Source organism: Variovorax sp. Soil_C_19, from assembly GCF_057657255.1.
This window is the reverse complement of record NZ_JBDGIV010000006.1, coordinates 120,969-136,683: the sequence shown is the minus strand read 5'-3', so window position 1 is coordinate 136,683 and position 15,715 is coordinate 120,969. Positions and strand designations below refer to the sequence as shown.

The window sequence follows — 15,715 nt, the reverse complement described above, 5'->3', positions numbered from 1 at the left end:
GTTGTACGGCGCTCTGCTCAGGCGGTATGCAGGAACGACTCGAAGGCTCGGCCGGCGAGCTTTGCGACAGACACTACGCGGGCCCTAGTCATCCCGGCGCGAGCCGCTGCTGAAAGGCCCTGCAAGGTTGTCACGACGTAGTCGGCGAGCTCCCGCGCACGCTGTGGCTCACTTTGGCTGATGTATCGCTCGATGAAGGTGGCGGCTGCCTGCCCGTAGGCGCTTGCCAAAGCGCGGGCATGTGGGTCGCTCGCGCGCATGCCTTCGGTCGCCATACAGCCGCGCTTGGTCTTTGACTTGGTGTACAGCACGGCAGCGTGCAACAGAAAATCCTTGATTGCTTCAGGCAGTGGTCTGGTCGGGGTCAGGATCTTGTCTGCGGGCAGGTTGGCTTCCTCCACGTAAACAGCTAGGCACTGCTCGAACAGGCCGGCCTTGCTGCCGTAGGCAGCGTAGAGACTCGGTGGATTGATATCAAGGGCGCGTGTGAGCTCAGCGATACCTATCGCGTCGTATCCCCGTTCGTGGAAAAGGTCCTTGGCGACGACGACGCCTGCCTTACGGTCAAAGGCGTGCCGGGGTGGTTGGCCCGATGGGCGCTTGGCAGTGGCCTTGGACGTTCCTGGATCTCTTTGCTTCATTGTTCTACAGGCTCCTTCGACGTTCCTCGAGAGACGCATGACCGAGGCAAGAGCGTTGCAAGTGCCAGGGCTTTACGTCGGACCGGCAAGGGGTGGGTTGAAGCGTGCCGCCGAACGTCCACCCTCTTGCTTTAGCGATCACTATAACTTATTGTAGCGGTCACTACAACACAAGGTGCGCAATGAAAAATCTAATCGGAAAAATAGCCGTCGTGACCGGTGGTGGAAGCGGGATCGGGCTGGCCATAGCCAAACGCCTGGCGAACGATGGCGCCAGCGTGGTAATAACGGGTCGGCGGCAGGCAGTACTTGACGAAGCCGTAGCCTCACTGGGCGGCGACGCCGTTGGGATCGTTGCCGATGTCAGCCAAGCGGCAAGCAATGAGGCGCTATATGCGAATGTTCGGCGCCGCTATGGCCGAATTGATGTTCTCGTGGCAAGCGCTGGCGGAGGCGTGCATGCACCGCTCGGCCAGATTACCGAGGCTCAAATCGACCAGCAGTTCTCAACCAACGTCAAGGGCGTGGTTCTGACGATCCAGGGAGCTTTGGGGCTGTTCCTGCCCGGCTCCAGCGTGGTGATCATTGGTTCTACCGCATCCATGGACCCAGGCCCGACCATGAGCATCTATGGCGGCACCAAAGCGGCTGTGCGCAACATGGTTCGCAGTTGGGTGACGGAACTCAAGGGAACGGGCATCCGCATCAACATCTTGAGCCCTGGGCCGACCAACACTGAATCCCTGCGCGAAGCATTCGGAGATCAGGCTGACGAAGGAATGGCCTTTCTCACTGCCAAGAGCCCGCTGGGCCGCATCGGGGAGCCTGATGAGATCGCTTCGGCCGTAGCGTTTCTTGCAAGCAACGCGTCAAGCTACATCAATGGGGTGGAACTGTTCGCAGATGGCGGAGCCTCGCAGACGTAGCAAGCACGGATATCCGAAAGCCGATTGCGTTTCGCCTTTCAGCCTGAATCAGGTGAGAGGTTGAGGCGAACGACCGCTCCTTGACCCGATGGCAGTCTTCGCTGTCGGCAAACTGCCGCATTCTGCCTTCGGCGGTTCAGGCTCCGTCTAAAAGGTGCGCCACATCATCACAGGAGTCGAATCCTGCGTCCGAGACGAGGCGTTGGACACATCGAACCAAGTGAAAAGAGATGCCAGTCGTCATGCGCGACCAGCGGCGCATGGCCATCGCGCAGCTCTGGCTCGTCCGGCCATCGTCCAGCAGACGGTCCAGCGCAATGACGAAGTGCCGCAGCCGCGACACGCCGGTGGCACGGTGAAACGAGGCGGCATTGGAAGAGAGGCGGCAGGGGCGCTCGGCATGGCGGCCTGGACCGCGCGTGGCAAACACCGACCTTGAAACAAGGTCGGTGCGCCGGCTGCACGCCAAGGCAATGCGAGGGCCGCCCTGCCCGAAACCTCAGGCAGCGGCCGTCAGGCTCACGGGAACGCTGTCGCCAGCCCGGTTCGTACCGAAGAGGTTGCTTCCGGGCCGATCTCCATGAATGCATCCCCCGTCACGGTGTAGGCAGGCCAGTCCAGCGTGGCCGTGCCGGGACGCCCATGCTTTGCGAAGTTGGTCCAGAAAGTCATCGTCTGTTCCGAGATCGCGGTGTCGGCCGGTCCCCATTCCATCGCGGCCAATACGTCGGCCTCGTCGCCGGCGCTGCCTCTCACGCCGTTGCCGTTGAGGTCACCGATCGGCGGCTTCTTGCCGTCGGGCGTGAGCGTCAGGCCCAGGCTGTAGTTGGTCGCAATGCCGCGCGGGTAGTCGAACAGGTAGGGCAACTCGCCGCTGTGTCCGCTCAACAGGCCGAGCCGCGTCCAGCCGGCGGGCACGCGGCTGAACTTGTAGACGTACTGCGGCGAGCGGTAGGTGGGCGTGCGCTGCGTCATGAAGACCGGCAGCGCGGCGCGCAGCGAGGGGTAGTCACCCGAGGTCGCGCCCACCATCAGCGGCACGTCGCTGGGCATCCCGTCCGTCATGTTCTGGCCATAGGTCTTGACCAGGTAGCGGTAGTCCACATTGGGCCGGTAGGTCTCGCGCGGGATGCCGGCGTCCAGGTCGGCCTGGGTGAACGCGGTCCACGGCAGGGCACGCGCCTGCGCCAGGCTGGTGGCGCCCACGCGCGCGAACACCGCCTTGCCGATCGCTTCGCCTGTAGCCAGGGAAGACTGCGGCGTTCCCTCGGTGGCGATTTCGCTGGCACCGCTTTGCACGATGGCCTTGTGGAACAGGCCCTTTGCATCCGGCGAATTCATCAGCGAATAGACCTTCCCGCCCCCGCCAGACTGGCCGAAGATCGTCACGTTGTCCGCGTCGCCCCCGAAGGCTGCGATGTTGGACTTCACCCATTGCAGCGCCGCCACAAGGTCCATCTGCCCGTAGTTGCCCGAGCCGCCGTGGCCGCTCTCGGCACTGAGCAGCGGATGGGCCAGATACCCGAACGGCCCGAGCCGGTGGTTGACCGTGACGAGCACCACGTCCTTGGCCGGCAGGCTGGCCGCGTTGTTGTACTGCTTGGAGTTGCTGGTGAGGATGGCGAAGGAGCCGCCATGGAACCAGACCATCACGGGCAGCTTCGACGCGTTCTTGGGTGCCGTCACGTTCAGGTAGAGCGAGTCTTCGCTCATGCCGCCTTCGCCGAGCGGCTCCATCGTCGGGTTCTGCGCCGCCTGGTTGGACCACGCGGTGGCCTCGCGCACACCGGGCCAGGGCAGGGCGGCCTGCGGTGCACGCCAGCGCAGATCACCCACGGGCGGCTGCGCATACGGGATGCCCAGGTACTGCCAGGTGGTCGGCGTGGCCTCGAAGCCGCGCAGCGAGCCGCCCGTGGTGCTCACCACATGGCGCACGCTGGTCGCGCGCGCAAACTGCTCCTGCGCCGCGGTTGCCGTGCGCGCCGTGCGGGGGCGCGGGTCCAGATCGGAGAACACGTTGGCCTGCTCCAGCTCAGCCAGCACGGTCGCCAGGCTGGTGCGGAAGGCGGCCGAGGGCTGCTTGAAGTCGATGGCCGCCGCGTGTCTGGAAACCGTGTCGCGAATCGGGTCCGTGATCTGGATGCCGTTGTTCAGGTCGCCATCGGCGTCCAGGGTCTGCAGCAGCACCAGCTTGTTGCTCACCTGCGGGTCGGCGGGGGACGCAGCGCCTTCGCTGAGGCTCAGCGGCGACAGCGATTCGGCGCCGGCGGCCGAGCCCAGCACGAGTGCACCGATAGAGAAGCTGACCGTTTCGCCCGATGCGTACAGGAAGCGCCCCTCGTCATCGGTGGTGCGCGCGCCAGACACGGAGCCGCTGTAGTTCAGCCCGACCACCGGCCCGCCGGCGAAGGTGCCCGACAGCCGCGGCTGCGTGTCGGGCGCGGGCGGCGGCACGAAAGCGAAGCCGCCTCCGCCTCCGCCGCTGCCGCCACCGCAGCCCAGGATCAGGACCGAGCCGACCAAGGCGGCCGCAGCGCTTCGCGGGCTGCGCCGGTTCATGCGAGTCATTTGTGCTTCTGTGTGCATGGGGTCTCCAAAGAGAAGAGGGGATGCCGTCGGCCACATCGCCGACGGCGCGATCAAGGGCTCAGGGAAAGACGTGCGAGAAACCGGACTTGACCGTGGGCGTCGCGCCCAGGTCCACGTAGGCGTCGCTTGCGGGGGTGAACACGGGCCAGTCCACCAGTCCCGCCACGCTCGGGCTTCCGGAACGGGCGAACTGCGTCCAGATGGCCATGCTGTTCTGAACGGCCTGCAGGTCGACACCGTCGATGCCGGCCGACGCCAGGATGTCCTGCGTGTCACCGGCCGACCCCGTGACGCCATTGCCATTGAGGTCGCCGATGACCAGCTTTTGGCCGGTGGCCGGATCGATCACCAGGTCCAGCAGGTAGTGCGTCACCACGCTTTCGGGGGCGTTGAAGACATAGGCCAGCTCGCCCGAGTGATAGGTCTGCACGCCGCGCGCGCGCCAGCCACCGGGCACCTGGCTGAACAGCGCGGTGTAGTGCGGGCTTGCGCTGTGCTGTGCCATCCAGGGGAAGACGTTCTTGGCCGTCTGGATCGGATCGGGCGTGTCGTTGGTGTTCACAACGCCCAGGAAGGGCACGTCGTTGTGGGTGCGCGACTCGAAGCTCACGCGCTCGCTGTGCGGCAGGTAGTGCTTGTCGATGTTGGTGTAGGGCACCAGCGTGGCGGCTGCGGCGACGACCTCGGTCCAGGGGCGCTTGCGCATGTCCTCGACGGAGGCCGCACCCAGTCGCTTCTGCAGTTCCAGGCCGATGGCCTCGGCCGAGGCCAGCGTGCGCGTGTCCCGGATCAGCGTGCCGCTCTGGCTGATGGCCTTGTGGAAGAGCCCGCTGGCACGGGGCGAGGCCATGAGCGACAGCACCTTCCGGCCGCCGCCCGACTCGCCGAAGACTGTCACGTTGCGCGGGTCTCCACCGAAGGCGGCGATGTTGGCCTTGACCCATTCCAGCGCCATGATCAGGTCCAACTGCCCATAGTTGCCCGAGCCGCCATAGCCGCTTTCGGCCGACAGGGCCGGATGCGCGATGTAGCCGAACGCGCCGAGCCGGTGGTTCACCGAAACCTGCACGACGCCCTTCGTCACCAAGGCCTTCGCGTTGTTGAAGGGCTTGGTGTTGCTGGTCAGCGCGGTGAAGCCGCCGCCATGGAACCACACCATCACGGGCAGCTTCGACGCGCCCTTGGGCGCTGTCACGTTCAGGTACAGCGAGTCTTCGCTCATGCCACCTTCGCCAAAGCGCTCCAGCGCGGGCACCTGCGCGGCCTGGTTGGACCACGCGGTGGCCTCGCGCACGCCGCTCCAGGGCAGGGCCGCCTGCGGCGCGCGCCAGCGCAGATCACCCACGGGCGGCTGCGCATACGGAATGCCCAGGTACTGCCAGGTGGTCGGCGTGGCCTCGAAGCCGCGCAGCGAGCCGCCCGTGGTGCTCACCACATGTCGCACGCTGTTGGCGCGCACGAACTGCTCCTGCGCCGCGCTGGCCGTGCGCGCCGTGCGCGGGCGCGGGTCCGGATCGGAGAAGGCGTTGGCCTGCTCCAGCTCAGCCAGCACGGTCGCCAGGCTGGTGCGGAAGGCGGCCGAGGGCTGCGCGAAGTCGATGGAAGCGGCGTGTCTGGAGACCGTGTCGCGAATCGGGTCCGTGATCTGGATGCCGTTGTTCAGGTCGCCATCGGCGTCCAGGGTCTGCAGCAGCACCAGCTTGTTGCTCACCTGCGGGTCGGCGGGGGACGCAGCGCCTTCGCTGAGGCTCAGCGGCGACAGCGATTCGGCGCCGGCGGCCGAGCCCAGCACGAGTGCACCGATAGAGAAGCTGACCGTTTCGCCCGATGCGTACAGGAAGCGCCCCTCGTCATCGGTGGTGCGCGCGCCAGACACGGAGCCGCTGTAGTTCAGCCCGACCACCGGCCCGCCGGCGAAGGTGCCCGACAGCCGCGGCTGCGTGTCGGGCGCGGGCGGCGGCACGAAGGCGAAGCCGCCACCGCCTCCGCCGTTGCCGCCACCGCAGCCCAGCACGAGCGCGCTGCCCACGAGGGCCGGCAGCCACCATCGCTTCGATGCGCGCGCATCGAGGGTCTTCCTGTCTCTCGTCATGTTCGTCTCCTTCAAATCGGGATGTCTGCGGGCACGGCCAGCGCATGGCGCGCGCTTTTCACAGCAGCCATAATTCCACTGAATTAATTCACTTGAATTAGGGATGACCCGCCGTGCGCGTCACAATCGCGACGCCATGCCCAAGCCTCCGACGCCCGCCCAGGACACCCGCCGCGATGTCGCATGCACCGGCACGCGGGAGCGTCTGCTGCTCGAAGCCATGCGCCTGTTCGCTCGCGAAGGCATGAATGCCGTGTCGTTGCGGCGCATCGTGGCCGCTGCGGGCGCCAGCAACCTGTCGGCGCTGCACTATCACTTCGGCAATCGCGAGAGCGTGGTGCGCGAAGTGGCGCAGATGCTCAAGCGCATCCTCGAACCGCGGTGCCTGGAGCGCCTGAACGCATTGAGTGCGGACAGTGCGCGCGGCCACGGCGTGCGCGAGGTGCTGGAGGCAGCCTTCGGTCCGATGATCGACATGCTGGCCGAGCCCGGACTGGGGCGCGACGCCGTGTGTTTCATCGGCCGACTGGGTTGGGACTTCGGCGAAGAGGGGCAGCGCATCTCGGCCGACCTGCACCGCGACCTGCTCACGCTCACGCTCGAGCGCCTGGGCATGCTGATGCCCAACCTCGAGACGGAGCATCTGAAGTTCCGCCTGCTGCTCACCATGAACTCGCTGTACTACGGCATCTCGTACCGCAGCTACGCGAAGCGCTCACCGTTCGGGCCGCTGAGCATCGGCCGCCGCGGCAACGAAGCGCAGGAACGCGCCCTGTTCATGGACTACCTGGAGGCCGGCATCCGGCATCCGTCTCCGGTGCCTGCGAACGCGGCATAGCGCGATTCGCTTCGACCGACTGGTCAGGCCTCTTGGTCCGCCATGTTGCGGATCACGTCCATGAACGCCTGCACGGCCGTGCTGGGGGGCTCGCCTTGCAGTGTGATCAGGCCGAAGTCGGGTATGCGGTTGGGGAGCTCGACCGCAATGCGCGTCAGCAGGCCGCGCCGCACGTACTTTTCTACCAGCGCGGCGGGCTGCAGCGACAGCATGGTCGTGCTCTGCATCAGCTCCAGCGCGATCAGGAACGACGACGTCTCGACGATGCCCGAGGTGAGCGACAGGCCTCGGCTGTGGAAGATGTCATCCGACACCTTGCGCAGCGCCGTGGATGTCGGATACAGAATCCACGGCCAGTTCGAGAGCTCCCTCAGTCCGGTGGTGCTCGGTCCGCGCAGCGGATGGTGCACGCCTGCGGTGACCTGCAACCTTTCACCGGTCAGGTTTTCGTAGTGGAACTGGTCGCGCTGGGATTCATCGGTGAAACGGCCGATCATCACGTCGATCTTTCGCTCGGACAGCCACACGATCAGCTGATCGCTGCTTTGTTCCTGCACCTTCACCACCAGCAGCGGCCGCAGCCGCTGCAGCTCGGCCACTGCGGCGATCAGCAGATGCGCCGCCGCACCCGAGATGGCGCCGATCGACAAATGGCCGTGCCCGCCGAGCTTCAGATTGCTGAACTCGTCGACGAACTTGCGGTGGCCGTCGAGTGCCGAGTGCGCATAGCGCAACGTGAAGAGCCCCAACTCATTGGGTTGCATGCCGCGCGGCAGGCGATCGAACAGGCGCGCTTCCAGCATCTCCTCGATGTCCATCAACACCTTGGTGGCCGCCGGCTGCGTGATGTGCATCTGCTCGGCAGTCAGGCGCAGATTGCGCGTCTTTCCCAGGATGTCGAGAAACTGCAGATGCCGGAAACGCAGTCTCGAGACTTGCGCCAGCAGCAGGGGTTTGTCCGAAGTCTTGCCTGAACTCATAAGCATTTGGAATGGATGCTACCGAAAAAGTCAGTGGACCGTCAGGGGGCCGTGACCTAGCCTTCGGGTCGATCAAGCACGGCCCCGCAGAGAGCCGGCGAGTCGCGGCAAGGTCGGCGCACGCCGCGTATCCATTCCGGAGACATCATGAAAATCAGATCACTGGACCTGGCGCCGGTGCGCACCGATGGCCTGCACCAGGTGCTGCCGCAGGACGGCCTGGCCGGAACGCTCGTCGGCCGTGTCTGGCGTGCCGGCACGCCCGCGGGCCCGGCCGTGGTGGTGCTGCGCCCGGAGGGCGTGTTCGATCTGAGCAAGCACTTCGCCACCATGAGTACGCTGCTGGAGACGGACCATCCGGCGCAAGCTGTGCGTTCAGTGGCCGGCGAGTTCCTGTGCAGCGTCGATGCGCTGCTCGACAACAGCAAGGCGGAAGGCCAGGACCCCGCCGTTCCCTGGCTGCTGGCGCCCTGCGACCTGCAGGTCGTCAAGGCCGCGGGCGTGACTTTTGCCGGCAGCATGATCGAACGCGTGATCGAGGAGCAGGCCGGCGGCGACGCCAGTCGTGCGCTCGCGCTACGCAGCCAGATCACCGCGTCGATCGGCACCAGCCTGTCCGACATCCGCCCCGGCTCGGCCCAGGCACTGGCGTTGAAGAACCTGCTGCAGCAGCAGAAGCTGTGGTCGCAATACCTGGAGGTCGGCATCGGCCCCGATGCCGAGGTCTTCACCAAGGCGCCCGTGCTGGCATCGGTGGGGCATGGCCAGGACATCGGCATCCGCGCCGAATCGACCTGGAACAACCCCGAGCCCGAGGTGGTGCTGGCCGTCAACAGCCGTGGTGACATCGTCGGCGCCGCGCTGGGCAACGACGTCAACCTGCGCGACATCGAAGGCCGCAGTGCGCTGCTGCTCGGCAAGGCCAAGGACAACAACGCGTCCTGCGCCATCGGCCCCTTCATCCGCCTGTTCGATGGCCACTTCGGCCTCGATCAGCTGCGCCACGAGACCGTGCACCTGCAGGTGGCCGGCGACGACGGCTATACGCTGCGGGGCATCAACACCATGGCCAGCATCAGCCGCGACCCGGTCGACCTGGTGGCGCAGACACTGGCCTGCCACCAGTATCCCGACGGCTTCATGCTGTTCCTGGGAACGCTGTTCGCGCCCACCGAAGACCGGGACGAGCCTGGCGGCGGGTTCACCCACAAGCTGGGCGACATGGTCAGCATCCACAGCCCCTGGCTGGGCTGCCTCCTGAATCGGGTGACGCATTGCGAGGCCGCGCCGCCCTGGCGCTTCGGCCTGCGTGCATTCATCGGCAACCTGGCCGAGCGCGGTCTGCTGCAGGGGGGACGGCTGTGACGGCCGGCCACCGCCTGGAACCCGCCCGGAGTGAGTCCTTTCAACCCAAGGAGACAAGCATGCATCTGACCATCGAACGTGGATCTGCGAGGGGGCGCAGCAGACCTGGCTTCATGCGGCTTTTGATTTCGCTGCCAACCGGACTCGTGATCGCGAGCGCTGCCCTGGCGGCTGATCGGCCTTCGGATCCTGCGGCCTGGCCGGCGCTGAAGGACGTGTACAAGAACTACTTCCTGATCGGCAGCACCAATCTCGACGCGCGCAACTTCGGCGCCGAGGTGGTGCCGGGTGAAAACTCGGTCGCCGCCATGACCCTGAAACACTTCAACGCGGTGACGCCGAGCAACGCGATGAAGCCCGATTTCTGGAATGGGGGGATGAGCAATCTCACCCCCAATTTCCTTACCAATCTGACCTCGGGCATCAACGCCGACATCAGCGCGGCCAATGCGCGCGGCGTCAAGGTCACCGGGCACGTGCTGCTCTGGCACAACCAGTCGGCGCAATGGCCGGCCCCCAACGTCCTGACTTCGAACGGCGGATGGGAAACGCCGTGGGACTACGCAACGGCGAAGACCGGTCTGGAGCACTACGTGCGGACCGTGGCCGGCCATTTCGATCGGGAACCCTTCAAGGCCTACTCATGGGACGTCGTCAACGAAGCGTTCAAGGACAACCCCGACAACCCCGCCGACTGGAGGAACGCCCTGCGAACGGGCTACAGTCCCGAGGAGCGGCCGGCCCGATGGGCGCAAGCCTATGCCAAGGGTGGGAAGAGCTGGGAATACATGTATGACGCTTTCTATTACGCGCGCCAGAACACGACGGCCATCCTGAACTACAACGACTTCAACGACAACGAGCGCGCCTCGAAGGCCACGGCGATCGCTGCGATGGTCAAGGAATTCAATGAACGGTACGCGGCCGAATCGGCTGCCGGCAAGGGGCGGATCCTCCTGGACGCCAAGGGCAAGCCCAGGCCGCTGATCGACGTCATCGGCACGCAGGGGCATTGGGACATGAGGCTCAACCTCGACGCCTTCGAGCGGACCATCAAGACCTATCTCGAAACCGGCGCGAATGTCGATCTGACCGAGCTGGATCTCGCGCCGAACCTGGGCCTGGACAAAGGACAGCGGATCCAGAATGGCCCCGAAATGGAGGCCCTGTTCATGGAGCAGGGCATCCAGTACGCGAAACTTTTCAGCCTGCTCAAGGAATACGCCGCCGGCCCGGGAGGTCGTCACCCTGAGTACAAGGGAGGCGTGCACCGGGTTACCTGGTGGGGGATGACGGACCCGGGCTATCACACCAACGGGTACCCGTGGTCCAGCGTCGGCAAACCCAAGGAGGCGTACTGGGCCACGACGAACCCGGAGCAGTACCTCATCGATGCGGGCTTGCCGCCGAACGGCGTGACCGCCACTTTCAGCTATGGCGGCGAATCCTTCAAAGCCCGGACCTGGGGCGGCAAGAACGCTCAGGCGATGCTCGACATCAACGTGCCGGTCGACACGAAGAACGTCGTCTTCACCGCTGCCAACGTCTCCCTGCCCTCGGGGTTTGCCGTCGAGAGCATGAAGTTCAACCCGCCCGACTGCGCTGTGATTCCCGGCAAGCCCTGCCACGTGACGGTGACCGCGAGGGGGCCCGCACCGGCGGCTGCCCACGTGGAGAACACGGCGACGTTCGTGCTGTCCTTCGGCAAGATGACCGTCGGCTGGATGGATGCCGCCAACGCACTGGAGGCACCCCTCTCGTATGCGGAAGTCCGCTTCAGTGACGGTGTGACCCCATTCAAGCAGTACAAGACCTCCTACGGGAACGACGGCATGGCGAGAGCGACCGGCGTCACGGAAATGAAGGCGGTGCCGAAACATGGCCACAACACGCTCGTCCTGTCCTCACGAGACCCGATCAACAATCCGGTCGGACTGCGGTTGCAAAAGCATGCAGCGACGGAAAAAGCCTGGCGGCTCGCCACGAGAATCGAACCCGGGAGGACGTACATGGTCGTGTCCGGGGCGTCGGATCTCAACGGACAGACACAAGCCGCTGCTTTGACCAATCGAAGCAAGCCCGCGACCACGGCCTCGCCTGAATCGCTGTCGCGCACGCCTGTCATCGTCCGTGGCGACATCCTTGTGCCCTTGCCCAATTCGAATGCGCCCGCGAGCGAGCCCGCTCTGGCTCAGGACAACCTCAAGTTCGTCTTCGAAGAGGCAAAGAGCCCTGCAGCAGGGCCGTACGCCGCGGAGGAAGGGCACACGATGCAGAGCTTCATCCATGGCACCAATGTCTACCCGCATGTGATGTTCAGAGGCAATGGCGCGAATGGCACCGTCGTGGGGAACCAGCACTCGCTGATCACGCGCCAGACGAACGGCCAGGAGGGCTCGCAGATCGCCGAGAGATCGCTCGATCAGGCGGTCTGGTTCAACACGCCCATCGACCCGAAGACCGGCGAGATGAAGATGTTCCAGTATTCCGACAAGGACGGTGTCAAACAACACCATGTCCTGAAGGAAGTTAGCGATGGCGAGACGCCGAACAGGGACGCCGGGAACGCCATCAGCCAGCGGCAGGCATCGGTTGGCGGGTTCGTCGCCATGCAGGCGGAGGGTCCCGCGGAGGGAACGAGCGTCAAGCTCTATGCCTACGACATCGAGCCCCAGGCGCCGAACAATGAGCCGCCGCCGACGACACAGCCCCCTGCGTCGCCGGGGATGGCGATCGCCTTCCCATTCACCAGGCGCGGCGGATCGTTCGACGCGGGCGACCTCGCGCTGGCGCTGGCTGGCCTCGCAGCGCTTGCGCTCGTCCGCCGCCGCCGGCCCTGAAGCTGTGAAGCTGTGAAGCGGGCGCCGAGGTCAGTCCTCGGCGCCGGCCTTTGCCCGCGGCAAGTGCGGCCACGCGCCCTGCCAGAGGCAGAGCGCTCCTGCGCACAGCGCGCCGTACAGGTGCGCCTCGACCATCACCTCGCCGCCGATCAGCGCACGCTGCGCGTCCGAAGGCGGATGGAACATCTGCCAGCCGATGCGTGCGATGACGGCCACCATGACGATCCAGGCCACGCGATCGCCGTGCCACGCACGCGGCGCCAGCACCCAGATGAACAGCCCATAGAGCACGCCGGAGAGGCCCGCGTAGTTCGTGGCCTGGGGCGATGCAGCCATCAGCAGGATCCCCACGCCGAAGGCCAGCACAACCATCGCGGCCGCCCAGGCACGCCCGCTGCGAGTGCCTGCCGCGAACGCGGCGCACAGCGCCAGCCCGCCAGTGTTCATCAGGCAGTGCGCCCAGCCGAGATGCACCGCATGCGCCGAAAGCAGGCGCCAGTACTGCCCGTCGAGCACGGCCGCGCGTTCGTAGCGCAGCGCTTCGTACACCGGCTCACCGCCCGCCTGCAAGGCCAGTATGAGGCAGGCGAGCGCGACGGGAACGAGCCAATTGGCGAAGGACCGCTGTGGAAGAGGTTGCACGGTGGCGGATTGTGCCGTTAGCTTGCGGGTGATCGTCACGCCTTGGCAGCGGGCTCGAAGATGTGGATGGCCTCGCCGCGTGCGAGCTTCTCCACCAGCTGGGCGATGCGCCTGGCACGCGTCTCGGGCTTCACGGCTTGGCGGCCACCATCCTTGCCGCAGCGCCGGGCCCATTCAAGATGGGCTGCCGGGCGCTTCCACCTCACCAGCCAGCCCAGGGTCTCGTCGGGGTGCGATCCATAGCCTCAGCACGAACCAGGCCAGAGCGAATGCACCCACACTGAAGAGGATGTCGCCCGGCGTGCGCATCCAGACCAGCGCTTCCACGATGGGCTTCTGCATGAACGCTGCTGAACGCGCATACCAGTAACCGTGCTCAATCGCCGCCAGCAACTGCAGCGTGCCCAGTGGCAGCAAGGTCAGCACGCCCATCAGGGCCAGCCCGAGATTGAGCGACCAGAACGAAAGCTTCAGCATCCCGGTGTTCCAGACCATGTGTCCGCGCAGGCCACGCAGGCAGAACAGGATCAGTGCGATGCCCAGCATGCCGTAGACGCCGAACAGTGCAGTGTGGGCATGCAACGGAGTGAGGTTGAGGCCCTGCATGTAGTAGAGGGACAGAGGCGGGTTGATCAGGAAGCCGAACAGCCCCGCACCCACCAGGTTCCAGAATGACACCGCGATGAAAAACATCACGGGCCAGCGGTAGCGAGCCATCCAGGGCGTTGCCTGCCCCATCTTCCAGGTGTGGTACGCCTCGAAGCCCAGATAGGCCAGCGGCACGACTTCGAGTGCGCTGAAGCTGGCGCCCAGTGCGACCACCGAAATCGGCGTGCCGATGAAGTAGAGGTGGTGGAGGGTGCCCAGGACACCGCCCGACATGAAGATGATCGTCGCGAACAGCACCGCGATGTTGGCGCTTGATGTCCTGATCAGCCCCAGGCGAGTGAAGATCAACGCCATGACCGCGGTGGCAAACACTTCGAAGAATCCTTCGACCCACAAATGCACCAACCACCAGCGCCAATACTCCACCTCGGAGAGGTGGGTGTGCTCGCCCCACATCAGTGCCGATGCGTAGAAGAGGCCGATGGCGACCGTCGAAAGGAACAGCAGCCCCACGATCGATTTGGAGTGACTGGACGGTCCTTTCAAGATCGGCCACAAGGCTCGTCCAACCATCACGACCCAGAGCAGCAGGCCGATGAAAAGGTACCACTGCCAGAACCGCCCCAGGTCGGCGTACTCCCAGCCCTGGTGTCCAAACCAGAAGTTGTAGTCCAGGGGCAGGATCTGCATCACCGCGAACCACTGGCCGGCAAACCCTCCGCTCACGATGAGCAGCAGCGATACGAACAGGAAGTTGACGCCGAATCGCTGGTACTTGGGTTCATGGCCCGAAAGCGCCGGAGCAATGTACAGCCCGGTGGCCAGCCACGCTGTCGCGATCCAGAGCACCGCCAGTTGGGTGTGCCATGTCCGCGCGAGCGAATAGGGCAGGTAGTTGGACAACGCGAAGCCGTAGGCGGCCTGCCCCTCGACCTGGTAGTGGGCGGTGATCGCGCCGAGCAGGATCTGCAGAAGGAACAACGCAAGAACCACCCAGAAATACTTGGCAGTGGCGCGCATCGATGGTGTTATCCGCAGCGATGCGAAGGGATCGCTGGTCGGAACCGCGCGCGCTTCTTCGGCGCGTCCATGGGTGATCGCGTGGTGCCAGCCCAGGATGGCGATGCCTGCGATCAGGAACAGAACGCTGAAGGCCGACCAGACCCAGAGCGCCGGCGGGGGCACGTTGCCCACGAGCGGCTCCGAGGGCCAGTTGTTCGTGTATGTCACCTTCTTGGCGGTCATGCCACCGGTGTCGGGCGCGGGCAGGTCCCCAGGCTTGTCGGCGCGTTCGGTGGTGGCAGCCCACGCCGTCCACCAAAAAAAGGCGCCAAGTGCGCGCCGGTTTTCGGCCGTACCGACCGTGGATTCCTTCATCGCATACTGCTCGCGCAGCTCGGCAGTTGCGCTGTCATTGCCGAAAAGACTGACGTAGTGCGCAGCGACGATGGACATGGCGGCGGCCCGGTCACCCGTTACCGTGATCGTCCTTGTCTGGGGATCGAAAGTGTTTTCGCGCATCATTGCCTGCAGGCGACCGAGCAGGGCGGACTGCTGCTCTGCAGATAGCTGCGCGTACGTGACGTCGGCACCCTGGCCGCGCGCCCATATGTCCAGCACTGCGGTCGCTTCACGATGGAGCCAGTCCGCGCTCCAGTCGGGCGCAACGTAGGCGCCGTGGCCCCAGATCGATCCCAGCTGCATGCCACCTGTCGACTGCCAAACCTGGCGGCCTCTTTCGATGTCGCCACGGGTATAAAGGACGGCGCTGTCTTGCGCCACGACCTTCTCGGGCATTGGCGGCGCGGCGCGAAAGATCTCCCCACCAGCCCACAGCAGTACAGCGAACGAGGTCACCAGCAGAACGGCCAGCGCCGTCCAGAGCTTGCGAGTGCTGGTCATGCAAGTCTCCGTAGATTAAGAGCGACGGCGGTCGAGCGTGCGGAGACTCCAGTCAGGTGGTCGCGGCCATTGGAAAGAAAGCGGTGCATGAGACCTCCTTGGTCAGGGAACGATGCGGCGGCAGTGGCCAGCAGCTCGTGCTTCGGAGGCTTGACGACCCACTATAGGCGCTTCAGGGCGCGCACGGCACGCTCTCCATCAACAGCGCCAATGCCTGCGTTGCGCGAATCCGTTCGCCGGAAACCAGCCGGCAGCGGGCGATAGCGAGAGTCCGCCATAGAGCTGTCCGAC

General features: G+C 65.3%; 10 protein-coding genes and 1 pseudogene. 4 read left to right on the top strand and 7 right to left on the bottom strand.

The features are described from left to right. Positions 1-17: 17 nt before the first annotated feature. A complete protein-coding gene (locus AC3A6R_RS15000) occupies positions 18-641 on the bottom strand; it encodes a TetR/AcrR family transcriptional regulator (RefSeq protein WP_487860476.1) in 624 nt (207 codons plus the stop codon). Positions 642-823: 182 nt separating this feature from the next. Here AC3A6R_RS15000 and AC3A6R_RS14995 point away from each other — a divergent pair, with 182 nt between their 5' ends. Beyond that, a complete protein-coding gene (locus AC3A6R_RS14995; protein ID WP_487860477.1) occupies positions 824-1,567 on the top strand; it encodes an SDR family NAD(P)-dependent oxidoreductase in 744 nt (247 codons plus the stop codon). 519 nt (positions 1,568-2,086) lie between these two features. Here the strand turns inward: AC3A6R_RS14995 and AC3A6R_RS14990 are convergent. Together AC3A6R_RS14990 and AC3A6R_RS14985 are read right to left on the bottom strand one after the other, a co-directional pair. Further along, positions 2,087-4,135 (bottom strand): carboxylesterase/lipase family protein, encoded by a 2,049-nt coding sequence (locus tag AC3A6R_RS14990; RefSeq protein ID WP_487864743.1) that lies wholly within the window; start codon positions 4,133-4,135, stop codon positions 2,087-2,089. 79 nt (positions 4,136-4,214) lie between these two features. Further along, positions 4,215-6,248 (bottom strand): carboxylesterase/lipase family protein, encoded by a 2,034-nt coding sequence (locus AC3A6R_RS14985; protein ID WP_487864742.1) that lies wholly within the window; start codon positions 6,246-6,248, stop codon positions 4,215-4,217. 136 nt (positions 6,249-6,384) lie between these two features. Between AC3A6R_RS14985 and AC3A6R_RS14980 the strand changes: the two genes are divergently transcribed. Beyond that, complete coding sequence (locus AC3A6R_RS14980; RefSeq protein ID WP_487864741.1) at positions 6,385-7,086, top strand: TetR/AcrR family transcriptional regulator; 702 nt, start codon at positions 6,385-6,387, stop codon at positions 7,084-7,086. Between the two features lie 23 nt (positions 7,087-7,109). Here AC3A6R_RS14980 and AC3A6R_RS14975 read toward each other — a convergent pair whose 3' ends face one another. After that, positions 7,110-8,072, bottom strand: coding sequence for a LysR family transcriptional regulator (locus tag AC3A6R_RS14975; protein ID WP_487864740.1), 963 nt, complete (start codon positions 8,070-8,072; stop codon positions 7,110-7,112). 141 nt (positions 8,073-8,213) lie between these two features. Between AC3A6R_RS14975 and AC3A6R_RS14970 the strand changes: the two genes are divergently transcribed. Beyond that, complete coding sequence (locus AC3A6R_RS14970) at positions 8,214-9,431, top strand: fumarylacetoacetate hydrolase family protein (RefSeq protein WP_487864739.1); 1,218 nt, start codon at positions 8,214-8,216, stop codon at positions 9,429-9,431. Positions 9,432-9,490: 59 nt separating this feature from the next. After that, the gene (locus AC3A6R_RS14965) at positions 9,491-12,271 is read left to right on the top strand and encodes an endo-1,4-beta-xylanase (RefSeq protein WP_487864738.1); all 2,781 of its coding nucleotides are present in this window, start codon (positions 9,491-9,493) and stop codon (positions 12,269-12,271) included. Between the two features lie 30 nt (positions 12,272-12,301). Here AC3A6R_RS14965 and rrtA read toward each other — a convergent pair whose 3' ends face one another. The 3 genes and pseudogenes from rrtA to AC3A6R_RS14950 all read right to left on the bottom strand — a co-directional run bounded on the left by rrtA (position 12,302) and on the right by AC3A6R_RS14950 (position 15,424). Then, complete coding sequence (gene rrtA, locus AC3A6R_RS14960; RefSeq protein WP_487864737.1) at positions 12,302-12,913, bottom strand: rhombosortase; 612 nt, start codon at positions 12,911-12,913, stop codon at positions 12,302-12,304. A gap of 35 nt (positions 12,914-12,948) precedes the next feature. After that, positions 12,949-13,050, bottom strand: a pseudogene (locus AC3A6R_RS14955) (YdeI/OmpD-associated family protein); the annotation flags it as partial. Between the two features lie 37 nt (positions 13,051-13,087). Further along, a complete protein-coding gene (locus AC3A6R_RS14950) occupies positions 13,088-15,424 on the bottom strand; it encodes a nitric-oxide reductase large subunit (protein ID WP_487864736.1) in 2,337 nt (778 codons plus the stop codon). Between the last annotated feature and the right edge of the window lie 291 nt (positions 15,425-15,715).